At 71.1% G+C, this 21918-nt stretch carries 23 protein-coding genes; 16 read left to right on the forward strand and 7 right to left on the reverse strand.

Translation table 11 applies throughout. The features are described 5' to 3' along the window. Nucleotides 1–121: 121 nt before the first annotated feature. On the reverse strand, nucleotides 122–1321 hold the full coding sequence (locus tag ABT171_RS20950) for an ROK family protein (protein ID WP_351245888.1): 1200 nt from the start codon (nucleotides 1319–1321) through the stop codon (nucleotides 122–124). A 389-nt stretch (nucleotides 1322–1710) separates the two neighbouring features. Here ABT171_RS20950 and ABT171_RS20955 point away from each other — a divergent pair, with 389 nt between their 5' ends. Further along, complete coding sequence (locus ABT171_RS20955) at nucleotides 1711–2292, forward strand: biotin transporter BioY (RefSeq protein ID WP_351245890.1); 582 nt, start codon at nucleotides 1711–1713, stop codon at nucleotides 2290–2292. On the opposite strand, the gene ABT171_RS20960 is transcribed toward ABT171_RS20955, so the two are convergent. Next, on the reverse strand, nucleotides 2289–3608 hold the full coding sequence (locus ABT171_RS20960) for an FAD-binding oxidoreductase (RefSeq protein ID WP_351245892.1): 1320 nt from the start codon (nucleotides 3606–3608) through the stop codon (nucleotides 2289–2291). The two genes, ABT171_RS20955 and ABT171_RS20960, sit on opposite strands and share 4 nt — an antisense overlap. A gap of 72 nt (nucleotides 3609–3680) precedes the next feature. Next, entirely contained in the window at nucleotides 3681–5105 is a 1425-nt protein-coding gene (locus ABT171_RS20965; RefSeq protein ID WP_351245894.1) for an amino acid permease, read from the reverse strand. Nucleotides 5106–5320: 215 nt separating this feature from the next. On the opposite strand from ABT171_RS20965, the gene ABT171_RS20970 reads away from it, so the two are divergent. Both ABT171_RS20970 and ABT171_RS20975 read left to right on the forward strand, forming a co-directional pair. Next, entirely contained in the window at nucleotides 5321–5806 is a 486-nt protein-coding gene (locus tag ABT171_RS20970) for a ribose-5-phosphate isomerase (RefSeq protein WP_351245896.1), read from the forward strand. A 361-nt stretch (nucleotides 5807–6167) separates the two neighbouring features. Next, nucleotides 6168–6977 carry an Fpg/Nei family DNA glycosylase gene (locus ABT171_RS20975; protein WP_351245898.1) on the forward strand — a complete coding sequence of 270 codons (810 nt, stop codon included), beginning with the start codon at nucleotides 6168–6170 and terminating at the stop codon, nucleotides 6975–6977. Nucleotides 6978–6999: 22 nt separating this feature from the next. Here the strand turns inward: ABT171_RS20975 and ABT171_RS20980 are convergent, their stop codons facing one another. Next, entirely contained in the window at nucleotides 7000–8241 is a 1242-nt protein-coding gene (locus tag ABT171_RS20980; protein ID WP_351245900.1) for a GNAT family N-acetyltransferase, read from the reverse strand. A gap of 219 nt (nucleotides 8242–8460) precedes the next feature. Between ABT171_RS20980 and ABT171_RS20985 the strand changes: the two genes are divergently transcribed. Continuing rightward, on the forward strand, nucleotides 8461–9633 hold the full coding sequence (locus ABT171_RS20985; protein ID WP_351245902.1) for a SpoIIE family protein phosphatase: 1173 nt from the start codon (nucleotides 8461–8463) through the stop codon (nucleotides 9631–9633). A 144-nt stretch (nucleotides 9634–9777) separates the two neighbouring features. Further along, nucleotides 9778–10242: an HD domain-containing protein gene (locus ABT171_RS20990; protein ID WP_351245904.1), complete on the forward strand. Its 465-nt coding sequence runs from the start codon at nucleotides 9778–9780 to the stop codon at nucleotides 10240–10242. On the opposite strand, the gene ABT171_RS20995 is transcribed toward ABT171_RS20990, so the two are convergent. Next, entirely contained in the window at nucleotides 10239–10925 is a 687-nt protein-coding gene (locus tag ABT171_RS20995) for a GNAT family N-acetyltransferase (protein WP_351245906.1), read from the reverse strand. The two genes, ABT171_RS20990 and ABT171_RS20995, sit on opposite strands and share 4 nt — an antisense overlap. 178 nt (nucleotides 10926–11103) lie before the next feature. Continuing rightward, on the reverse strand, nucleotides 11104–12288 hold the full coding sequence (locus ABT171_RS21000; protein WP_503075889.1) for an acyltransferase family protein: 1185 nt from the start codon (nucleotides 12286–12288) through the stop codon (nucleotides 11104–11106). A gap of 440 nt (nucleotides 12289–12728) precedes the next feature. On the opposite strand from ABT171_RS21000, the gene ABT171_RS21005 reads away from it, so the two are divergent. The 4 genes from ABT171_RS21005 to ABT171_RS21020 all read left to right on the forward strand — a co-directional run bounded on the left by ABT171_RS21005 (nucleotide 12729) and on the right by ABT171_RS21020 (nucleotide 17524). Then, on the forward strand, nucleotides 12729–12923 hold the full coding sequence (locus tag ABT171_RS21005; RefSeq protein ID WP_055703542.1) for a hypothetical protein: 195 nt from the start codon (nucleotides 12729–12731) through the stop codon (nucleotides 12921–12923). A 62-nt stretch (nucleotides 12924–12985) separates the two neighbouring features. Further along, nucleotides 12986–15133 carry a protein kinase domain-containing protein gene (locus ABT171_RS21010; protein WP_351245909.1) on the forward strand — a complete coding sequence of 716 codons (2148 nt, stop codon included), beginning with the start codon at nucleotides 12986–12988 and terminating at the stop codon, nucleotides 15131–15133. A gap of 391 nt (nucleotides 15134–15524) precedes the next feature. Continuing rightward, nucleotides 15525–16334, forward strand: a complete 810-nt coding sequence (locus ABT171_RS21015; RefSeq protein ID WP_351245911.1) for a DUF6551 family protein — start codon at nucleotides 15525–15527, stop codon at nucleotides 16332–16334. A 548-nt stretch (nucleotides 16335–16882) separates the two neighbouring features. Then, nucleotides 16883–17524: a nuclease-related domain-containing protein gene (locus ABT171_RS21020; RefSeq protein WP_351245913.1), complete on the forward strand. Its 642-nt coding sequence runs from the start codon at nucleotides 16883–16885 to the stop codon at nucleotides 17522–17524. Here ABT171_RS21020 and ABT171_RS21025 read toward each other — a convergent pair whose 3' ends face one another. Next, nucleotides 17525–18283, reverse strand: a complete 759-nt coding sequence (locus ABT171_RS21025; protein WP_351245915.1) for a GntR family transcriptional regulator — start codon at nucleotides 18281–18283, stop codon at nucleotides 17525–17527. Between the two features lie 188 nt (nucleotides 18284–18471). Between ABT171_RS21025 and ABT171_RS21030 the strand changes: the two genes are divergently transcribed. The 7 genes from ABT171_RS21030 to ABT171_RS21060 all read left to right on the forward strand — a co-directional run bounded on the left by ABT171_RS21030 (nucleotide 18472) and on the right by ABT171_RS21060 (nucleotide 21855). Continuing rightward, on the forward strand, nucleotides 18472–18801 hold the full coding sequence (locus ABT171_RS21030) for an SCO3933 family regulatory protein (protein WP_351245917.1): 330 nt from the start codon (nucleotides 18472–18474) through the stop codon (nucleotides 18799–18801). Nucleotides 18802–18803: 2 nt separating this feature from the next. Continuing rightward, nucleotides 18804–20135, forward strand: a complete 1332-nt coding sequence (locus tag ABT171_RS21035; RefSeq protein WP_351245919.1) for an FtsK/SpoIIIE domain-containing protein — start codon at nucleotides 18804–18806, stop codon at nucleotides 20133–20135. An 82-nt stretch (nucleotides 20136–20217) separates the two neighbouring features. After that, the gene (locus ABT171_RS21040; protein ID WP_351245921.1) at nucleotides 20218–20424 is read left to right on the forward strand and encodes a hypothetical protein; all 207 of its coding nucleotides are present in this window, start codon (nucleotides 20218–20220) and stop codon (nucleotides 20422–20424) included. Next, complete coding sequence (locus tag ABT171_RS21045) at nucleotides 20418–20612, forward strand: hypothetical protein (protein WP_503075904.1); 195 nt, start codon at nucleotides 20418–20420, stop codon at nucleotides 20610–20612. The genes ABT171_RS21040 and ABT171_RS21045 overlap by 7 nt, the downstream gene beginning before the upstream one ends. A gap of 73 nt (nucleotides 20613–20685) precedes the next feature. After that, nucleotides 20686–21324, forward strand: a complete 639-nt coding sequence (locus ABT171_RS21050; RefSeq protein WP_351245925.1) for a DUF2637 domain-containing protein — start codon at nucleotides 20686–20688, stop codon at nucleotides 21322–21324. Between the two features lie 19 nt (nucleotides 21325–21343). After that, nucleotides 21344–21526, forward strand: a complete 183-nt coding sequence (locus ABT171_RS21055; protein WP_351245927.1) for a mobile element transfer protein — start codon at nucleotides 21344–21346, stop codon at nucleotides 21524–21526. A gap of 14 nt (nucleotides 21527–21540) precedes the next feature. Further along, the gene (locus ABT171_RS21060) at nucleotides 21541–21855 is read left to right on the forward strand and encodes a SpdD protein (RefSeq protein ID WP_351245929.1); all 315 of its coding nucleotides are present in this window, start codon (nucleotides 21541–21543) and stop codon (nucleotides 21853–21855) included. Nucleotides 21856–21918: the final 63 nt, after the last annotated feature.

Genomic DNA, 21918 nt, shown 5'->3' on the forward strand with positions numbered 1-21918 from the left:
AAACACGCGCTTCACGCGCGGCAATATGTCAGCAACAAAGGGTGCGACAGCTCGTAAGAAGGCTCATGACCAGCATGTTCCCGGCCCTGAGCGACCCCTGTCAATATTCCGAGTTTCTGAATTAAATAGCCTCAGGTGAGGCGGTCAACGGGTCCCGGAACAACGCGTCCAGCGCCACCGATCCACCCGCCACCGCCAGCACGGAATCCGGGAAGCTCGACGGGAGGAGGTCCGCCGAACGTGCCGTACCGACCGCCTCCCGCAGTGCGGCGAGGCACTCCTCGAAACGCATCACGCCCACCTCGGTCACCACGACCGTCTCCGGATTGAGCACGTCCAGCAGCAGCCCGGCCGCCCGCCCGGTGGCCCGGGCCCGCTCCACCAGCAGCCGCCGGGCCACCGCGTCCCCGGCCGCCGCCGCGGCCACCACATGCATCGGGTTGGCCGAGCCGATCACCCCGGCCGCCCGGGCCCGCTGGCACAACGTCCGCTCACTCAGCTCCACTTGGAGGCAGCCGGTACGGCCGCACGGGCACGGCTCGGTGCCGCCCGGCACCGGCAGATGCGCGATCGCCCCGGCCGCCGAACGCGGCCCGTGGTGCACCTCGTCATGGGTGGCGAAGGCCGCGTCGACCACATTGCCCACGAACAGGTGCAGCACGCTCCGGCTGCCCCGGGCCCGCCCGAACAGCCGCTCCCCGTTCACCAGGGCCCGCGCGTGCCCGTCCACCCGGACCGGCAGGCCGGTGCGGGCACCGAGCAGCTCCCGTACCGGCACCTCCCGCCAGCCCAGCAGCTCGTGCTCGACCACGCTGCCCGTCTCCCGGTCCACCCAGCCGCCGACCGCCACCCCGACTCCCAGCGGCCGGCGGCCCGGCACCCCGGCGAGCAGGGCCCTCAGCCCCTCGGCGGCCCGCCCCAGCACCCAGCCGGGATCGGTCCGCTCGTGCTTCAGCTCGCACCGGGCCACCACCCGGCCGCGCAGGTCCAGCAGCGCGACCGTCGTATAGGGCACCGCCACGTGCACCCCGCCGACGAGATGCCCCACGTCGTCCAGGTCGACCGGGACATGCGGCCGGCCGACCCCGTTCGAGCGGCGGGGCGCGGCGGACTCCCGGATGAGGCCCAGGCCGGCGAGCCGGGCACAGTGCTCGGTCACCGACGCGGGCGACAGCCCGGTCAGCCGGGCGATGGTGCTGCGCGCCACCGGTCCGTGCTCCAGCACGGACCGCAGCACGACACTGGCGCTGGTGCGCCGCCGGTCGCTGTCGGCGGCACGCGGAACGGGCGAGACAGGAAGGGATGCCGCGGTACGGGGCATGGAGGACCGTCCTCGGGAACGGGGCCGACACGTCTCTGGGACTCGGGAGAGCCGGAAGGGCGAGGCGCGCCGCGCAGCCCGCCCCTAGGGGCGGCGACAGGTGGCCGTGCCCTGGCGTCGCAGGTCGACATAGCGACGCGACGTGAAGTTCCGGGCCTGGGCGACCATGGCTGGAAGGGTAGGACAGGAAGGCGGATCCGGCCAGACGGCCAGGAATCACTGCCGGTCAGTGACCAGTGTCACGCCCTGATCGGTGTAGCCCGCACTCTTTGTCCGGAGCCCACCAAGCTCTCGTTCCGCCCTTTGTCGAGCGCTGACGGTGATCGGCCCGAGGCGGCTGGGATAGCGTCACCGTGTCCCAGCATGTTCCCGTCACCCGCGGAGTCCCCATGAGCACCGCCACCGCCACCGCTCGCCCCGGCGCAGTCCTCGCCGATCTGCTCCCCGCGTCCCGCGTCCGCGACGCGGCCCTGGTCATCGGCGGCGCCGTGCTCACCGGCCTCGCGGCCCAGGTGGCCGTTCCCGTGCCCCACTCCCCGGTGCCGGTGACCGGCCAGACCTTCGCCGCGCTGCTCGTCGGCACCGCGCTCGGCGCCCGCCGCGGCTTCCTCTCCCTCGCCGTGTACGCGCTCGCCGGTGTCGCGGGCGTGCCGTGGTTCGCGGGCGGCACCTCCGGCGCGGCCTCGCTCTCCTTCGGCTACATCCTCGGCATGCTGCTCGCCTCGGCGGCCGTCGGCGCCCTGGCCCGGCGCGGCGCCGACCGCTCGCCGCTGCGCATGGCGGGCACCATGATCCTCGGCGAGGCGGTCATCTACGCCGTCGGCGTGCCCTACCTGGCCCTCGCCGGCCACATGCCCCTCTCCCAGGCCGTCGCGCTCGGCCTCACCCCCTTCCTGATCGGCGACGCCCTCAAGGCCGCCCTGGCGATGGGCGCGCTGCCCACCGCCTGGAAGTTCGCGAACAAGCGCTAGACGCCGTAGTTCCTGCGGAAGAGGTTCGCCGGGTCATAGGTCTCCTTGACCCGGGCGAGCCTCTTGCGCGTTTCGGGGTCGTACAGCCCGCTGTTCCTGTCCCCGGCCCCGAAGGCGAAGTTCAGGGACCGGCCGAGGGTGTCGTCGGCCAGCAGCGCGAACGCCGGGTCCAGCACGGCCCGCGCCTGCTCCCGCTCGCCGACCGTCAGCAGCCGCACCAGGAACCGCCCCTCGCGGTACGGCACCGCGTTCGGCGCCGGCCGGGCGAGCGCCCCGCCCAGGTGGTTGACCTGGACGACACACATCCCCGGGGCGTCCGGCCCGGTCGCCTTGAGCACGTCACCGGCCCGCTCGACGTCCAGGTCCCGCAGGACCGCGCTGTCCCCGTGGTAGGCGTGCGGGAAGTCCGGGTCGCCGTGGATGGTGTGGCTCTCGGCGTACGGCATCACGCGCAGCGAGTCCGACAGCAGCGGGCCGGCCTCCCGCAGCGGGGCGACGATCCGCTCCCCGCCGGCGCCGGTGTGGGCGACCCGGATCGAGACGACGTACCTGCCCCGCAGGTGCGGGGGCAGCGTGGGCAGGTCCGGGTACGGTACGGCCGCGAAGGACGAGGTCAGCCCGTCCGGCACGGTCCGCGTCCAGTCCGCGTACACCCGTAGCACGGACGCCGGGTCCACCACGCGCCCGTCGAAGGCGAGCGAGCCGCCGTACAGCGTCCGTACCGGTACGAGCCCGATCTCCAGCTCGGTGACGAGTGCGATGCTCTGCCCGGCACCGAGCAGCGCCCAGTACAGCTCGGGGTCGGACTCCGGGGTGACGTGCCGCAGCTCTCCGTCGGCGGTGACGGCCTCCAGCCACCGCACATGGTCGGCCGCGTACCCGAACTCCCGGGCGAGGATGCCGAGACCGCCGCCCAGGGTGTACGACACCGCGCCCACGCTCGGCGCGGACCCGTTCAGCGGCGCCAGCCCGTACGGCTCGGCCGCCGCGGCCACCCGGCCCCAGCGCACCCCGGCCTGGACCCGGACGGTACCGGCCCCGGGATCGACGCAGATCCCGTCCATCCGCCGCGTGCTGACGAGCATCCCGCCGTCGTAACCGCCGGGCAGCCCGTGCCCGGTCGCCTGCACCCCGACGGGCAGACCGCGGGCCGCCGCGTACCGCACGGCGGCCACCACGTCGGCCGCCGAGCGGGCGGGCACGACCACGGCGGGCCGCTGGGCGAAACCGAGCTGGAAGCCGGCGACTTCGTCGTCGTAACCGGCGTCGCCGGGGCGGAGGAGAGGAAGGTCCAGGTGCGCGTCCACGTAGGTCATGGCATGCAGCATGGCCGCACAGCCTGACGCGTGCCGTCAAGCTGTGCGGCCATGTTCAGCCGGGAGGGTGGATCAGCCGACGGACACCTTGTCGGCCGGGGCGTCCACGGCGGGCGCCGGGCGGTTCGCCGCGAGCCTCTCCTTCACCACGGCGACCAGCACCACGATCGCCGCCACGCCCACCGACAGCAGCACGGTCGTGCGGCCGCTGCTCTCACCCTTGGTGTCGGTCAGCATGTAGCCGAGGACGAAGACGATGAAGGCGGCCGTCACCCAGGTCAGGTACGGGTAGAGCCACATCTTGACGATGAGCTTCTCCGGCGCCTCCCGCTGGATGATCTTCCGCATCCGCAGCTGCGAGAAGCAGATGACCAGCCACACGAACAGGGCAACCGCGCCACTGGAGTTGACCAGGAAGAGGAAGACGGTCTTCGGGTAGGCGTAGTTGAAGAACACCGCCACGAAACCGAAGACGACCGAGGCGAGGATCGCGGTCAGCGGCACACCGCGGGAGGTGGTGCGGGCGAACGCCTTCGGGGCGTCACCGCGCTGGCCGAGCGAGAAGGCCATCCGGGAGGCCGTGTACAGGCCGGAGTTGAGACACGACAGCACCGAGGTCAGCACGATGACGTTCATGATCTCGCCGGCGTGCGCGATGCCGAGCGAGTTCAGCGCGGCCACGTAGGAGCCGTCCTTCTTGATGGACGGGTCGTTCCACGGCAGCAGCGCGACGACGACCAGGATCGAGCCCAGGTAGAAGACGCCGATACGCCAGATGATGCTGTTGGTGGACTTGGTGACCGCGCGCTGCGGGTCCTCCGACTCGCCGGCCGCCAGCGTGGCGATCTCGCTGCCCATGAAGGAGAAGACGACCAGCAGCACACCGGTGAGGATGGCGCCGGGACCGTGCGGCAGGAACCCGCCGTGGTTGGTCAGGTTGCCGAAGGAGGCCTTGTCGGCGTGCGCGCCGGGCAGGACGCCGAAGATGGCCAGCAGGCCGATGACGATGAACGCGCCGATCGCCACGACCTTGATGCCGGCGAACCAGAACTCGAACTCGCCGTAGGAGCCGACGGAGACCAGGTTGGTCGCGGTCAGCACGGTCATCACGATGAGCGCCCAGGCCCACTGCGGCACGCCCGGGACCCAGCCGTGCAGGATCCCGGCGCCGGCGGTGGCCTCGACGGCCAGCACGACGACCCAGAAGAACCAGTACAGCCAGCCGATGGAGAACCCGGCCCACCGGCCGAGGGCACGGTCGGCGTGCGCGGAGAAGGAGCCGGAGGCGGGGTTGGCGGCGGACATCTCGCCGAGCATCCGCATCACGAGGACGACGAGGGTGCCGACGACGGCGTACGACAGGAGGATGCCGGGGCCCGCGGTTGCGATGCCGGAACTGGAACCGACGAAGAGGCCGGCCCCGATCACACCACCGATCGCGATCATCGACAGATGGCGGTTCTTCAGTCCTGCTTGAAGGCCCGAACCAGGGGTCATGGACGGAATTTCCTTTGCACCAGGAGGAGCAGCTCGTATGAGCGGTGTACGAGTCGGTCCAGTGAATCCGAGGCGAACGAATTCGGGAACCTCTGAATCCGTATCGTTACTTGAGGTTCCCTTGAGGTTCTATGGCCCCGCTCACATTTCTGGCACAAATGAGGGCGTCGCCACCCGACGCTGCTGCCCCCTGACAGCCATGTCACACTCATTGCATGCGCGTGTATCTCGGCTCCGACCATGCGGGCTACGAACTCAAGAACCACCTCGTCGACTGGCTCAAGGCGGCGGGTCATGAGCCCGTCGACTGCGGGCCGCACATCTACGACGCCCAGGACGACTACCCGCCGTTCTGCCTGCGCGCCGCGGAGAAGGCGGCCGCGGACCCCGACGCCCTCGGCATCGTGATCGGCGGCTCCGGCAACGGTGAGCAGATCGCGGCGAACAAGGTGAAGGGCGTGCGTGCGGCGCTGGCCTGGAGCGAGGAGACGGCGGCGCTGGGGCGGCAGCACAACAACGCCAACGTGGTGGCCGTGGGCGCGCGGATGCACAGCACCGAGGAGGCGACGAAGTTCGTCGAGGTGTTCCTGAACACCCCCTTCTCCGGTGACGAGCGGCACATCCGCCGGATCGACATGCTGTCGGCGTACGAGACGACGGGCGACCTCCCGCCGATCCCCGCGCACCACCCCCAGCAGTAGCCTCCGCCGACTGGACCGTTCCGGCGTCGACCGCCCCATGGAGCCCAGCCCCCTGACTCCACCACTCCGCCGACCTGCCCACCCGCCCCCCGACGCAGCCGACTGAAGAGCCGACCGCTCGGCCCGGGCGGCTGGGAGGGGGCGGTGGTCTTGCTCGGGCGGCTGGGAGGGTCGGTGGTCCGGCTCAGCTGGGAGGGGGCAGTGGTCCGGCTCGGCTGCGAGAGGGCGGTCGGCTTCGAGGTGGCATCCTGCTCTGAGGAGACAGCCCGCCCCGAGAGGTCGCCCGCGCCCCCGAACGCTCACCGCTCAGCGGACCGAGCCGGGTGGGCGGGCGGACAGGACACGAAAGGACACCCCCGCCTTGCCGGAAGGGCACACCATCCATCGGCTGGCCCAGGACTACGCCGCCCGCTTCCGCGGCACGGCCCCCCGCGTCACCAGCCCCCAGGGCAAGTTCTCCGACGCCGCCGCCCTCCTGGACCGCGCCGAACTGACGGCCACCGAAGCCCACGGCAAGCACCTCTTCCTCCGCTTCCGGGACACCGACTGGGTCCACATCCACCTCGGCCTGTTCGGCAAGGTCGGCTTCGGTGACGCCCCCGCGCCCCCGCCGACCGACACCGTCCGGCTCCGGCTCGCGAACGACACGTCGTACGTCGACCTCCGCGGCCCCACCACCTGCGCACTGATCACGGACGAGGAGAAGCGCGCGATACACGCCCGCCTCGGCCCCGATCCGCTCCGCGAGGACGCCGACCCCACCGCGGCGTACCGCAGGATCTCCCGCAGCCGTACGACGATCGCCGCGCTGCTCATGGACCAGAAGATTGTCGCCGGCGTCGGCAACGTCTACCGCGCCGAGGTCCTCTTCCGGCACGGCATCGACCCCTACCGGACGGGCAGGGACCTCACACCGGCCGAGTGGGACACCCTGTGGGCCGACCTCGTCGCGCTGATGCGCGAGGGCGTGCGGAACAACCGGATCGACACCGTGCGGCCCGAGCACACCCCGGAGGCCATGGGCCGGCCGCCGCGCGTGGACGATCACGGCGGCGAGGTGTACGTCTACCGCCGCGCCACCCTGCCCTGCCACATCTGCGGCACCGGGATCCGCACCGCCGACCTCGCCGCCCGCAACCTCTTCTGGTGCCCCACCTGCCAGAAACGCTGACCGCGACGACCCGCGAGGCGATCTAGAAGCCGTGCGGCAGCCACGGGGCCACCGCTGAGCCGAACGCCACCGACGCCTCCGTCAGCGCCCCCGGCCGCAGCTCCCGTACCCGCCCGGCCGCCGCCAGCGACAGCAGCGAGACCCCGCCGAGACAGGCCGCGCCCAACTCCCGTACCGACAGCGCCAGCTCGGCCGTACCGGAGGTGCGCTCGCAGGACGCCCCCTCGGCGTCCCCCGTGAGCCGCCAACGCCCCGCGTTCCAGGGGCAGAAGGTGTCCTCGACGTCCAGTACGACGTCCACCGGCGTCAGATACGTACGCGCCGACAGGGCCGTCCCCACGTCCACGAGACGGAGGTGTCCGGCGTCCCGCAGCCGTGGCCGGCAGCGGCGGATGTCGGAGACCAGGTGCTGCCAGGCCTCGTCGACCGGTCGTCGCCGCACCGTCAGTGTCGTCATCAGGTCGATGCCGAACAGGAAACGCCACAGCGCGGCCTCGGTCACCGGGTCGAGGGCGGCCAGGTCCTCCAGGGTCACCGTGCCGTCGTGCCCGCTCGGCCCCCAGCCCTCCTTGGTGCGGAACCGGGCGTACCCGGTGACCTCCCCGTCCCGTTCGGCGACCACGCACTGCAGGGCCGACGCCCCGTTCCGTCCGCTCTCCGGGTCGAGCAGGGCGGCCTGCTCCCAGCCGGGCTGCCGGACCAGCATGCCGGGGCGGCGGGGCACCAGCGCCGCGTACACCGTCTCGCACTCCTTGAGGACGTCGGCGGGCGGCGCGTAGCGCAACCGGACCTCGTCGGTGCCCGCGGGCACTGCCAGGGTGACCCGGCCGGTGTCGATCTCGGCGATGAGCTGGAAGGTCGCCGTGCCGTACCCGAAGCGGCCGTAGATCGCGGGCTCGGAGGCGAACAGGGCCGCCAGCGGCTCGCCCCTGGCGTGCGCGTCGTCCAGCAGCCGCCGCATCATCGACGTCAGGATCCCGCGCCGCCGGTGCGTCGCGGCCACGCTGACCATGGTCACACCGGCCGTGGGCACCACCGCTCCGCCCGGCACGGTCATCCGGAAGCTGAAGGCCCCGGACGTACCGACGATCTCGTCCGCGTCCCAGACGGCCAGGGAACGGTCGAACTCGGTGACGGATCGGTCCAGTTCGCGCTCTTCGGGCGAGGCCGGCCCGCCCCCGAACGCACGGACCAGGTGATCCCACCACCGGTCGAACTCCTCAGGGCGCAGCGTCCTCAGCTCGGTCCCGCGGTCAGTCCCCATGAGCCATGCCTATCAGGGCAATGCGGGGCGAGCCAGTGAATTTCTCCCGGTCGGCGGCGCGATGGCCCCGCGTGCCGCTCACCGCGGGCACGCACCACGGGACGAAGGACGGACAAACCACGGACAAACATCGGACGCACCACGAAGTTGGGCCTCGCACGGGGGACAAGTGGGACCTCCCGTGCCAAGCAGCCGGTCCGCTGGATAGGGTCCGAACTAATGGCAGCAGGACGAGGGCGGCGCGCGAAGGCCGAGACGTTCACGGCCCGGTGGAAGATGCAGTGGCACCGGGCCCGCGTCGGCCTGCGCAGAAGCGCCGTGGACTACTTCCGCGGCGACGGCTCCGACTGGATCGCGTTCGCCGGACTGCTGCTCACCATCCCGGTCCTCATGGCCATGACGCTCGTCGACTCGGTGTGGTGCTCCCCGGCCACGCTGGTGCTGCCGATCGTCGCGGGCGGCCTGCTGCTGCGTCCGGCGAGCCTGCTCGGCCTGTACGCGGCGGGAGCCACCGCACTGATCGTGGAGTCGGTACGGCTCGGCCCCTACACCGAGGGCCCCTCCCGGGTCACCCCGGGCATCGTCCTCGTCGTGGCGGCCTGCGGTTTCTTCGGCCTGCTCACGGCCCAGTTCCGCAGCCGGGTCGGCGTGCCCTGGCGGCGCGGCGGCACCATGCTGTTCGACCTGCGCGAGCGGATCCGGGTGCAGAGCAAGCTGCCGAAGCTGCCGCAGGGCTGGCACCACGAGATGGCGCTGCGCCCGGCCGGCGGCCAGTCCTTCTCCGGCGACTTCGTCGTCGCGGCCCGTACGAACGGCGGCCGGACCCTGGAGGTCGTCCTCACCGACGTGTCCGGCAAGGGCATGGACGCGGGATCGCGCGCCCTGCTGCTCTCCGGCGCCTTCGGCGGCCTCCTCGGCTCGCTGCCCCCGCACGCCTTCCTCCCCGCCGCCAACGGCTACCTCCTCCGCCAGGACTGGGACGAGGGCTTCGCCACCTCCATCCACCTGGTCCTGGACCTGGACTCCGGCGACTACGAGCTGTACTCCGCCGGCCATCCCCCGGGCCTGCAGCTGAGCGCGGGCAGCGGACGCTGGGAGGAGAAGGCCGCCGAGGGCCCGCTGCTCGGCGTGTACGACGGCGCCCAGTTCGACCCCGTGAAGGGCTCCCTGCGCCCCGGCGACGTCCTGATGCTCTTCACGGACGGCCTGGTGGAGACCTCCGACCGCGACATCGTCGAGGGCATCGACCGCCTCACCGGCGAGGCCGACCGCTATGTCGCCGGCGGCTTCCACGGCGCCGCCTGGCACCTCATCGAGGCGGTCGCGAAGGACGTCAACGACGACCGGGCCCTCCTCCTGATCTGCCGCCAGGCGTCGGGTCCCACCCGCTGAGGCCTGCCCGGGCGCCGGACACCACCACCGCGGCCGAACTCCTCGCCCCGGCCGAGGCCACCCTCCCGGACCGCGCCGCCCCGCGGACGGAGAGATCGCGCGGACGGAGACATCGCGCGGCGGGCTTCGCGAGACACTGGGCCGATGACACAGCTCACGCTCGCCGAGGTCGAGGCTCTCGCCCGTGCCGCCCATGCAGGCCAGACCGACAAGGCGGGGCGGCCGTACGCCGAGCATCTCGCCGCCGTAGCCGCCGGGGTACGTGCGCGGGGCGGGGACCTGGAGCAGATCGCGGCGGCCTGGCTGCACGATTCCGTCGAGGACGACGCGCTGTCCCGGGAGTGGCTGGCACGGGCGGCGCTGACCGCGCGGACCAAGGCCATCGTGGACGCCCTCACCAAGCGGCCTGGGGAGGAGCCGGAGGCGTACGCGCGGCGGATCCTCGCCACGGAGGGCGCCCGGCTGGTGAAGGAGGCCGACCTGGCGCACAACGCCGACCCGGACCGGCTCGCGATCCTGGACGGACCGACCCGGGAACGGCTGACCGAGAAGTACGCCCGGATGCGCGCACTGCTCGGTCTGGGCCGGGGCGGAGCGGGAGCGGGCTAGCCGTGCTGTCCCGGGACGCCGGTGACACGCGTGCCGGGTGCTGTGACGCGCATGGCCGCGCTCAGTGGGGCCACTACGCGCCAGCCCAAGGCCTCGTACAGCGCCCGGCCCTCCTCGGTCGCGCCCAGCACGGCCGCCCTCGCGCCCTGGCCCGCGCCAGCCGCGGCGAGCGTGTCCAGCACCGCGCGCCCGAGGCCCCGCCGCTGATGGGCGGGGTCGGTCTCCACCTGGTCGACGACGGCGGTCGCACCGGTGACGGCTATCTGGCCGCGCGCCGCGAAGGCCCCGTCGGCGGCTCGCACCACGACCCGGGTGACGCCGCCCCGGCGCCAGCTGCTCAGCCGGTAGCCGTCGGGGACGCCGGGCGGGGCCCCGGCCCCGGTCAGGGAGACGGCCATGAAGGCGGCGTGACCGTCGAGCAGCCCCCATCCCGGCGGCAGCCACGCCTGAAGGGTCGGCGCCGGCACGAACGCCTTGAGTGCGACACCGGCGGTGCTGTTCTCGGCCAGCTTCCGGACGGTCGCCTCGTCGGCGGCGGTCAGTACATGCCGGGCCACCTCCTTGGGCAGGCCGACCTGGACCGTGAAACCCCAGGGTTCGCGCGTCGGCTCGGCCGCCCCGCGCGACACGACCCAGCCCTCGACCCATGCGCGTACAGCTTCGGCAGTACTCCCGAAAGACACGGCCCCTCCATGAGCAGGTAATAGCTGCTGGCGATTAGCGTCTATTACATGATGGCATCGCGCGTCCGTTTCCGCGAGGTCCCGGCACGTCGGACACCGGGGGAGGAGGAGTCGGGTACCAAGGTCGGCGGAGTCGGGTACCAGGGGTTGTCGGGTACCAGGGGGCTTCGGAACCCGCCTAGGCGCTGACCTTCTCGCGCTCCTTCGTCTGGCGCTCGCGGGCCAGTTCGGCCGCGTCCTGCCGGAACGCCCACCCCAGCTTCGGCTCCATGGCGAAGCGGAACACCCGCTGCACCGGCGGCGTGCACAGCAGCGTGACGACGGCGGCCGCGAGCACCGTGACGGCGAGCGAACCGAGCATGCCGTACCGCTGGGCGACGTCGAAAACGCCCGCGTAGAGACAGCCCTTCACCACGAAGCCGTGGAGCAGGTAGCCGTACAGCGTGCCCGCTCCGAGTGCGGTGAACCACATCCTGCGGCGCGGCACCCACGCGAAGAAGCACGCGGTCAGCAGCATGGCGCAGCCGAACAGCGCCAGCGTCATCAGCGGCCCGGCCCACCAGGGTGCGCCCAGGTCCTGCGCGGCGCTCTCCCGGTAGAACCAGCCGACGTCCATACGGGGTGCGCTCCACCAGCCGACGGCCAGTGCCGCTGCCACCACCGGTACCGACGCGATCCGCACCCACCTGCGGCGCAGCGCGGTGAAGTGCTCGGGCCTCAGGCACAGGCCCAGTACGAAACAGGGCAGGAACTGCAGGACGCGACCGAGGTCAAGACCGCTTTCCGTCCCCGCGGAGACCGAGCCGAGCATGGCGATCCCCAGCGCGACGGGCACCGGCCAACGCACCAGCTTCCACAGGGGGGTGATCAGGCGCCAGACGAACAGCGCGCACAGGAACCAGGTCAGGTACCAGGGGGAGAAGAGGTTGAACGGCTGGTCGGTGACATGGCCGACGTAGCGCCGGAACAGCGAGTAGGCCGTCTGGAACAGGACGTACGGCACCGCCACACCGGTGATCAGACGCTTCAGCCGGTCCGGCCGCAGGTCGAAACTCCGGGAGAAGTAGCCGGAGATGATGATGAACGCCGGCATGTGGAAGGTGTACACCACGTCGTACAGGCCTTCGAGGATCCGGCTGTCGCTCTTCACCGGCGACCAGGAGTGGCCCACCGCCACCAGCACGATCGCCAGGTACTTGACGTTGTCGAAGAACGCGTCGCGCTGTTTGCCCGGTCTGTCCGCCGGGGGCCGCCGCTCCTGCGTGCCCATCGGGGTGCGGGGACCGGGCGCTCCGTCCGCCGGCGACTGTGCCGGGGGGAGCGGCCTGCGGTTCTGGCCGGGGAGCGGGGCGGCGTCAAACATCTGACGCACCCTAGCGTCGTCCGTGGGATTTCGTAAAACTACCGCAGCTATTTCTGGTTGGTGACTTCGTATACCCCGTGATTTACCGAACTCGACGCCCGGACCTACGTGATGATGGGCACACGGCAGGCCGCCCGTTCGTCCCTGTTGTCCTGTTCATCCCGGCCAATTGGTGCATACGTCATGCCGGTGCGGTCGATTCGAATTACCTGCGCAGAAGGTGTGTGCGCAGCGAAACGAAGTCGCGCAATATCCCGGGAGGACGTCCGCGGACGCGTCCCCGAATTACCGTGCGGCGCATCCCCCGCGCCCGGCCCGGGCCCGACGTTGCGTCATGGGCCGCATAGCCTGGCCGGGTTGGTGGCACGATGGTTCTGGCGGGGGTGCGCGGGCCGTACCTCCGGGCCGGGAGAGCGGACCGACCGAGGGTGTGATCAGTTGTGGCCATTTCACTGTCTGTGGTGCTGCTGTTGGCGATCATCCTTGTAGTGCTCCTGAGAGGGGGGAACATCAAGGCGGGCCCCGCCATCGTCGCGGTCCTGTTCGGCTTCTTCCTCGCCTCGACCGGCATGGCCCCGTCCATCGACCGCTTCCTGAACTCGATAGCGGACTCCATCAGTTCGATCAAGTTCTGACCGGTGCGGGGCAGCCGGAGCGGAACGTGCTGAACAACTGAAACAACGGGGGACCCACGGGTATGGCGCTGCGCGAGACGGACCCGGCGGAGATCGGCGGCTACCGGATCGAGGACCGCCTGGGCAGTGGCGGCATGGGTGTGGTGTACCTCGCCCGGTCCGCCTCCGGCCGCCGGCTCGCGGTCAAGGTCGTCCACGGGCAGTACGCCGACGACGACGAGTTCCGCATCCGGTTCCGCCGCGAGGTGGCCGCGGCACGCCAGGTCAGCGGCGCCTTCACGGCCCCCGTGGTGGACGCGGACGCCGACGCCCCGCGCCCCTGGATGGCCACGCTCTACATCCCCGGCGAGGACCTCGGCACCCACGTCCGCCGCCACGGCCCGCTCCCGCCGCACCGGCTGCGCGAACTCGCCGCCGGCCTCGCCGAGGCGCTGCGCGACATCCACCGCGCCGGAGTCGTCCACCGGGACCTGAAACCGGCCAACGTCATGCTCGCCGAGGACGGCCCGCGCGTCATCGACTTCGGCGTCTCGCGCGCCGCCGAGTCCACCGCCGCCGACGACCTCACCCAGACGGGACGGGTGATGGGCACCCCGCCCTTCATGTCCCCCGAGCAGTTCACCTCCCCGCACGAGGTCGGCCCCGCCACCGACGTCTTCTCCCTCGGCGCGGTCGTCGCGTACGCCGCCACCGGGCGCGGCCCCTTCGACAGCGCGAGCCACTGGGAGACGGCGACGCGGGTCGTCGAGCGGGAGCCCGACCTCGACGGCGTCCCCGCCGACCTGCTCCCCTTCGTCCGCCTCTGCCTGGAGAAGCACCCCAAGGCCCGCCCGACCCCCGGCGAACTCCTGCACCTGCTCCGCGACGGCCGGCTGCCCGAGCGGCTGGAGCAACCCCTGGACCAGGACACCGAGCCGGTACGACCCCGCCGCCGGCGCCGTGCCCGGTGGCTGGCCCCGATCGCCGGCGCCCTGGCGCTCGCCGCGACCGGCTCCCTGGTGGCCCTGCAGCTGACCGGAGACGCGAAGGGGGGCTCCCGCGCCGACCTGCCCACGGGCTGGCGGGCCTGGCAGGCCCGGGAGACCGACGACAAGACCAGCCCCAGCTCGGCCTTCCCGTCCTGTACGGCGCTCGACGGCGGGCTGATCTGCTCCGGGGACGGACTCAAGGCCGTCCGCTTCTCGCTCGCCACGGGCAAGGTCGAGTGGAGCCTGCCCGCCGCCGCTCACCCCGACCCGGCGAACGGCGGCGGCACGCTGCCCACCGGCGGGGTGCTGGGCACGCACGGGCACGACGTCTACGCGGCGGCCGACACCACGCCCAAGGGCTCCCAGGACTCCTCCTACGCCTTCCAGGCCGTCGACGCCCGCACCGGGAAGGTCCGCTGGAGCAGGCCCGTCGGCGATGTGGAGCCCTCCCTGGCAAACGGCACGGTCGCGATCACGGCCGACGGGCCGCTCGTCATCGGCGCGCACGCCACGTACTCCCTGCTCGACCCGGCCACCGGTATCCCGCGCTGGACGCGCGCCATGCCCGCCCCGCACACCGACACCGACCGCACCTGTGAGACCGGGGCCGCGCGGGGCCGCGGATACCTGCTCTGCGACGACTCCAGGCGCAAGCGCACCACCGTGGCCCAGCTCGCCCCGGCGCACGGCCGCCCGCGCTGGACCGCCGCGCTGGACGGTGACCTCACACTGGCCGGCCAGACCGGCGGCCGCCTGGTCCTTCTCCAGCCCTTCGCCGCGTCCGACCTGCCGGACGACAGCTTCAAGGCAGCCCCCTACCGCCGCATCACGCTGCTCGACGTCACCGACCACGCCCCCCACATCGTGCCCCTGGTCCGCAGCGTGTCGGCCGACTCCACGCCCACCCTGCTGGGCGACACCCTCTACTTCACCTTCAACAGCGGCGAGGTCCGCGCCGTCAACCCGGTCACCGGCCGCACCCGCTGGGACACCCGCTCCTCCGTCGAGCGCCCCGGCCCGCCCGCCGTCACGGGCTCCTCCCTCTTCGTGGTCTCCCCGGGCGGCCGGCTCGCCGCCCTCGACCGCCGCACGGGCAGGGAACTGCACAGCCTTCCCGGCCGCGACGACCGAACGGACCCCGTCTTCGTGTACTCGGGCTCGACACCGCTGATCCACGGCGACGCCCTGTACGTCCCCTACGCCATCCGCTGCGTCTACACCGTCAACATCAAGGAGCTCTGAGCACGCCAGAGGCCCGGCTCCGCCGAAGCGGAACCGGGCCCCTGGGCCGGTCACAGTGACCGATGAGAGCGGGCGACGGGAATCGAACCCGCGTAGCTAGTTTGGAAGATCGCGTAACTGGATGGGGGCTGACCTGCCAACTTTCTGACCTGAGCGTTTCGGACGCGATCGCTGCAGCTCCCCGTTGTTCCCCCCTCCGATGCCGCTGGACCGGGCATGCAAGGGGCACGCGCGCCGTGTGGGTGCGGGGAGGCTCCGCCGCTAAGTGAGCAGTAGTCAAACGGTAAAACGTGTTGCATCACCCTTTTGGCCCAGTACTCTTGACGGCACGTCGCATCCCTTAACTGGCAGATGGCCAACCTCCTAAGCGCGGCGGAGAGAGGGCAGAGCTATGCCCAAGAAGTACCCGTACCAGCTCCCGAAGCACCGGGTCGTCCACGGGGTCAGCATCCCCGTCGAAGAACTCAAGATCGACGACAAGGCCCAGCGCACGCTGAACGAACCGCGCGCTATGGGTATCGCGAAGAACATGGTTCCCGAGGCGCTCGGGACCATCGTGGTCTCGCAGCGCGCGAACGGGGAGCGTTACATCGTCGACGGCATGCACCGTTGGCACGCTGCCAAGCTCTCTGGCATTCCCACCCTGGTGGCCGAAGTGCACCATGACCTCGACCAGATGGAAGAGGCCGTGCTGTTCCTGATCAAGAACCGCGAGTCGAGCAAGCCGAGGCCTCTTGACGAGTACAGGATCGGCCTGACCGCGGGGCTGCCCCTCTTCGTTGACACGGAGTCGGCGCTGGTGGCGCGCAACCTGTCCATGGGCTCCTCCGGGACGAACACCGTGGGCGCGGTTGCGGGTGTGCTCCGCATCACTGATCAGTATGGGCCTGAGATCCTGGAGCGCACGCTCAAGGTCGCTGAGACCGCGTGGGGGCGTACGAAGGACACCTGGGACGGAATGCTGCTCGGCGGCATCGGCATGTTCCTGGGGCGGCATGGTGACCACGTGGGCGATGATGCTCTTGCCGAGAAGATCGGCAAGAAGGACCCTGCGTTCCGGTGGCGCGCCAACATCACCGCACTTGCGTCCGCGGGCGGTACGCAGCACAGCGGAACGGGGTCGAGGGTGAGCACGTGCTACCAGCTCATCCTCTCCGAGTGGAACAAGGGCAAGCGGGCTGAGAATCGGATCGCTGCCTGATCTATCCGCGAAGTCGTAGCTGAGGGCCTGGGAGATTCCCGGGCCCTCAGTCATACCTCAGCCCACTACCCTCCCCAGCTCCCATCCCGTACGCCGTCGACCCACACACCGTGGAGCAGGCGTGGTTCCTGGCGTCCAGGTGGAGCGCGCCACTGTACGAACGACCTGGACGCCAGGGGCCGCGTCTGCTCGGCTCTGCCTGGGTCGATGGTGTGCGGGATGGGAGCCCCAGCATCCGCCACGACGGACCCGCAGTCGGCGACGGCGCCCCCTCCATCCCGGTGCCGGCCGATCCCCCGCCGGAGGCACTGTTCTGACCGTCGCGTACGCGGTGATCGACTCATGGCCACCGGCCCTATCCACACGTGGGCGCGCGTCGGCGCAGCGCGCGCGGAGCGGGCCGAAGGCAGGAGCGTCGCGCGGAGCGGAGCCGGGAAGCGCGCCCGGCGGAGCGGAGCGCAGCCGGGGCTTGATGAGGTAGAGAAACCTGTAACAGCTCATGGCTGATACGGGTCTTGGAGCGGTTGAGCCTCCGTGGTGGTCTGGCAGTGAACGGCACACAAGGGGGCAAGGTGCAGCCGCTGTTAGACGACTTAGCGAGGAACCGGCCGGGCGACGCGGTGAGCCGCAAGATCCGTGAGTTACAGCCGAACCCACTGCTGCGACTGATCGGACGCTGGTCTTCGGGGTCGGAGATTCGTAGCTGGTCGGACGGTCTCATTGGCGAGCGTGTAACTGGTCGGAGACTGAGGAGCCTTCGGGGCCACGGCTGGTTCACCCTTCATGCCATCCAGTGGGCCAGCGGTGCTGACATCGATCACCTAGCCATCGGCCCCGCCGGCGTCTTCTCCATCAACTCCAAGCGTCACCGCGGGAAGTCCGTCTGGTACGGCGACATGGCTATCACGGTGAACGGGGTTGCGCAGCGCCACATCGCAGTGAGTCAGTCCGAAGCACGCCGCGTGTCCCGCGCCCTGTCTCGCCGCTGCGGGGTCGACGTTCCTGTCCGTCCCGTGATCTCGGTGGTGCACGCAGCGAAGCTCACGGTCAAGAACGCGAACCCGCCGGTGCTCGTCCTGGATGTGAAGCACCTCGACCGGGTGCTCTCGGGCCTCTCGCCCGTACTCACGTCCGATCAGGTAGCGCGCATCTACAGCGTGGCGCGCGACGCGCGTACCTGGGTCGGCTGATCAGGCGTCGAAGTCGTATTCCAGCACGTACGCGGCGGAGTCGAGGATCATCTCGTTCACCTCGACGGGCCGGCCCTCGTCGGCGAACGCCGTGCGGCAGATGAGAATCACGGGAGTGCCCATGGAGAGCTGGAGCCGGCTGGCCTCCTCCTGCGACGGCATCCGAGAGCGGATCTCTTCGCGGAAGTGGACGGGCTTGTACCCAAGCTCGGCGAGACGGGCGTAGGTGCCGCCGGGGCCGGTGTCCTCCTGGGTGATCGCCGAACCCGCTACCAGGTCCGCAGGCAGGTACGACGTGGACAGCAGGACGGGTTTGTCATCCAGTACGAACCGGCGGCTGCGGATGCAGGCGGGCGCGCCGGGCTCCATGCCCAGGACCTGACTAATCCGTTCGGGTGAAGCCTCTTCGAAGACGCGTACCTGGTCGACCACTAGCGTGCGGTCCTCGATGTCCGCTGACCAGATGGAACGTCCTGAACCCCATTGATCACGGGACAGCCGCTGAATACCACGCCGCCGGAGCGGCTTGAAGGCGCGTACGAACACGCCGGCACCCTTGCGAGACTCCGCCAGACCCTCGTTCTGGAGCACGCCGAGCGCCTGGCGCGCGGTCATGCGGGCCACGCCGTACGTGGCCATGAGGTCGTTCTCTCCTGGTAGCCGATCACCGGGGCCGTACTCGCCGGCCTGAATCGCTTCCCGTAGCTCGTCGGCAATGCGCTGGTACTTCGGCTGGCGCTCGCTGCCCTGGGTGGCCATGTGATCCCTCCTCTCTTCTCTAGACAGCTTAGGGGTTGTATCTACCCCCTCACATCGCGGCTGGCCATAGTGGCGACCCCCAAACATCTCTAGAGACGTGTTGACATCTCTAGAGATCTGCCGTTCTATTGAGTCATCTCTAGAGAGGTTGCTCATTGGGGGCGGCCTCACGAGCAGAGGGAACTGCCATGCCGTCGTTCAAGATCGATCTGTCGACCGCCGTGGTGTTCGTGGCGACCGCGCCGGAACCGAAGCTGGTCAACAAGAAGACCGGTGAGCGGGCCGTGGACCAGGAGAATCGGAGCCTGTCGACCGTGGGCCTGCTGGTCTCGGACGAGGGGGAGGGGAACCTCTACCAGGTGACCGTTCCGGAGACCGGGGTCCCCGAGGGACTCACGCCGGGCACCCCGGTGGCCGTGACCGGGCTGAAGGCTCGTGACTGGGAGAACGAGTTCAACGGCCAGAAGCGGCACGGCATCTCGTTCCGCGCGGTCGCGATCACGCCGCTCGGAGCCTGATCATGGCCGACCTGGCCACCTGGTTCGAGGTGGGAGGCGTCGCGGCCGGCGCCGGCGGCCTCGGGTATGCGAGGGTCCGCGCCCCGCGCGTGTACTGGTCGCTGGTCGGTATGCCGCTCACCTGGGGTCGGTTCACCTGGAACTACGGCTCCACGATGGACGTGTGCGGGCTGACGGTGCAGCCGTCCCGCCTGCGGGCGTTCGTGACCCGGAACGTGGCTCGCCGGGAGGTGCGGCGGGTGCCGCCGAAGGTCCGCCGTGTCTCGCCGACGTCGACCGGGTTGCGGATCACGCTGCGGCTTCCGGCCGGGCTGGAACCGGCGGACATCGCGGCTTCGTCCGAGCGTCTTCGGCACGCCTTCGGGGTGCAGTCGGTGTCCGTGCTGGAGACCAAGCCGGGGTTCGTGGAGCTGCGGATGACGGGGTATGACGTGCTCCGGCGGGTCCGTCTGCCGCGCAGGGCCCGCCCTCATGACCTGGTCGTCCCGGTCGCGTTACGCGAGGACGGCACGGTCTATGAGCGGGACTACCGCAAGGTCCCCATGGCTCTGACCCTGGGCGCCAACCAGTCTGGCAAGTCGATGTATCAGCGCAACCTGATCACCGGTCTGGCTCGTCTGCCGGTCGGCCTGGTCGGGATCGACTGCAAGCGCGGGGTGGAGCACAACCGGTACGCGCCCCGCCTGTCGGCCCTGGCCACCGACCCGCAGACCGCCGGCCACCTGATCGACGCCCTGGTCGGCGAGATGGAAGACCGCTTCGATCTGCTCGCCCTCTACGGGGTCTCGGACATGTGGGACCTGCCGGAGAAGGAGCGGCCGGTCCCGCTGGTCGTCCTGATCGACGAGGTGGCCGAACTGTTCTGGGTGACCTCCAAGAAGGAGGAACCGGCCCGCGACCACACCGTCATGCAACTGGTCCGCCTCGGCCAGATGGCCCGCGCGGTCGGGATCTACCTGGAGGTCTGCGGGCAGCGTTTCGGCTCCGACCTCGGCAAGGGCGCCACCGCCCTGCGGGCTCAGCTCACCGGCCGGGTCGTGCACCGGGTCAACGACAAGCAGACCGCCGAGATGGGCTTGGGCGACATCGCCCCGGACGCGGTGGCTGCGGTCACCACGATCCGGCCGGACCGCCCCGGCATCGCGGTCGCCGGCGACTCCTCGGGCCGCTGGTCCCGCATCCGCACTCCCGGGATCACCCCCGACGAGGCGACGGCCGTCTGCCGCGACTTCGCCGACCTGACACCGGAGCTGCCGTTCCTGGCCCCGTTCCGGCCCGTCGCCCAGATCGGTTCGGCGGTGGAGACCGGGCCGGCTCAGCCCGTCACCACGTAACCCCACCCGCTCACCGGTCGGCGCGACCGCTTCGTGCCAAGTCCCTACCCCCGCCATGCCTGAAGAGGGGAGAACCACCGCCATGTGCGAGCCCTGCGACGACTTCCACCGCACCTTATCCCTGCTCCTGGCCCTGACCGTGTACGCCCACATCCCCGGCGCCGACCCGGAGTTCATCGACGCCGTGGGCCCTGCCCTGGCCGCGTCGCTGCCGGAGCCGCCGCCCGGCCTTCTGCCGCCCGGCTTCGACCCCAACGAGGGGCCCGAGTACCCCGGTGAGGGCTGGTGATCACGGCCGCCCGGAAGACCACCACCCGTCGCAAGCCCGCCGTGCCGGAACCGGCGAAGTGCTCGGTCTGTCACGGCACCGGTGAGGTCTCCCGCACGGTCCGCGTCGGCCGCAAGCGTCGAACAGTCGGCGAACAGACGGGCCTGTGCCTGAACTGCCTCGGCTCCGGCGACGCCCCCGCCGACTGAACCCGTCGGGTCTGGGGCGGGCGACCCGATCCCCGCCCCCTCCCGGCCCAACTCCTCTAAGGAGGTGAAGCCCGTGACCCGCTCGATCCGCCCCGACGCCGTGCTCATCCAGGCTGTGATCGCCGGAGCGCTGTCCTTCGCCCACCTGCATGACCTGGCCGCCGCCGCCGGACAGTCCGGCTGGAAGGCCTGGGCCTACCCGGTCTCCGTTGACCTGCTCCTCGTTGCCGCCTGGCGACGGCTGCGCGCCCACCGCACCCGGCTGGCCTGGTGCTGGTTCCTGGTCGCCCTGGTCGCCTCACTCGGCGCTAACGTCGCCACCGCCGGCTTCCTCGACCTGGCCCACCCGCCCGCGCTGCTCCGGCTCGGCGTCGCCGGGTGGCCCGCCCTCGCCTTCCTCGGCGGCACTCTGCTCGCCCATGCCCCGACTCCGGCCAGCAACGCGACGCCGGTCCCGCTGGCGCCCGAACCGACCGCTCCCGCGCCGGAAGTCGAGCGTGAGCCCGTCACCACTCCGGAGCCCACGCCCGCTCTGCCGCAGCAGTCGTCGGCTCCGGCCCCATCGGTTCCTCCGGCCCTGGTCGACCACGCCCGCAAGGTCGCCGCCGACCACCGCACCCGTACCGGAACCGACATCGACACCGCCACCCTGCGCGCCCGCCTCGGCGTCCCCGAAGAGCTCGCCGGCGCGATCGTCGCTCAACTCGCCTGACACCCAAGGAGGTTCAACCGTGCGCCCGAACCGCTTCTACGACGTGATCCGCATCGGGCCCGTCCAGGTCGCCACCTTCAACAACGGCCGTGGCCAGACCAAGCACGCCGCCGCCTGCACCGCCCCGAAGTGCGGCTTCTCCACCGAGCACAACGACCGCTCCGCCGCCGAACTCGCCGCCCGCACCCACCGCTGCGCCTGAGAGGAGACCCGCCCGTGTTCACCCCGAAATACCCGACCCCGGACACCGCCCCGCCCCCGACCGTCCTCCAGCCCGAGACCGCCGTTCAGGCGCCCGCCGTACAGGCCCCTGCCTCGGTCGCGCCGGCGGCCCCGGCCTCGAACCGTCCGATGGTGCAGCTCACCCCCGGTACCGCGATCGCCCTCGTCGGTGGCGGCACCGCCGTGGTCCTCGTCGTCGGCGCGGTCCTGGTCTCGCTGCTGCTGGCGGTCGCCATCACCGGCGTCTCCGTCGCCGTGACCGCCGTCGTCCTGCGCTCGCTCGTCAAGGACATGCACAAGCACCGCTGACCGGCCCCGGGGCGGCTCTCTCGCCAAAGAACCGCCGCCCCGGTGCCTTCCCACCTTCCTGAT

It is taken from the genome of Streptomyces sp. NPDC001851 (genome assembly GCF_040297165.1).
Lineage (GTDB): Bacteria > Actinomycetota > Actinomycetes > Streptomycetales > Streptomycetaceae > Streptomyces.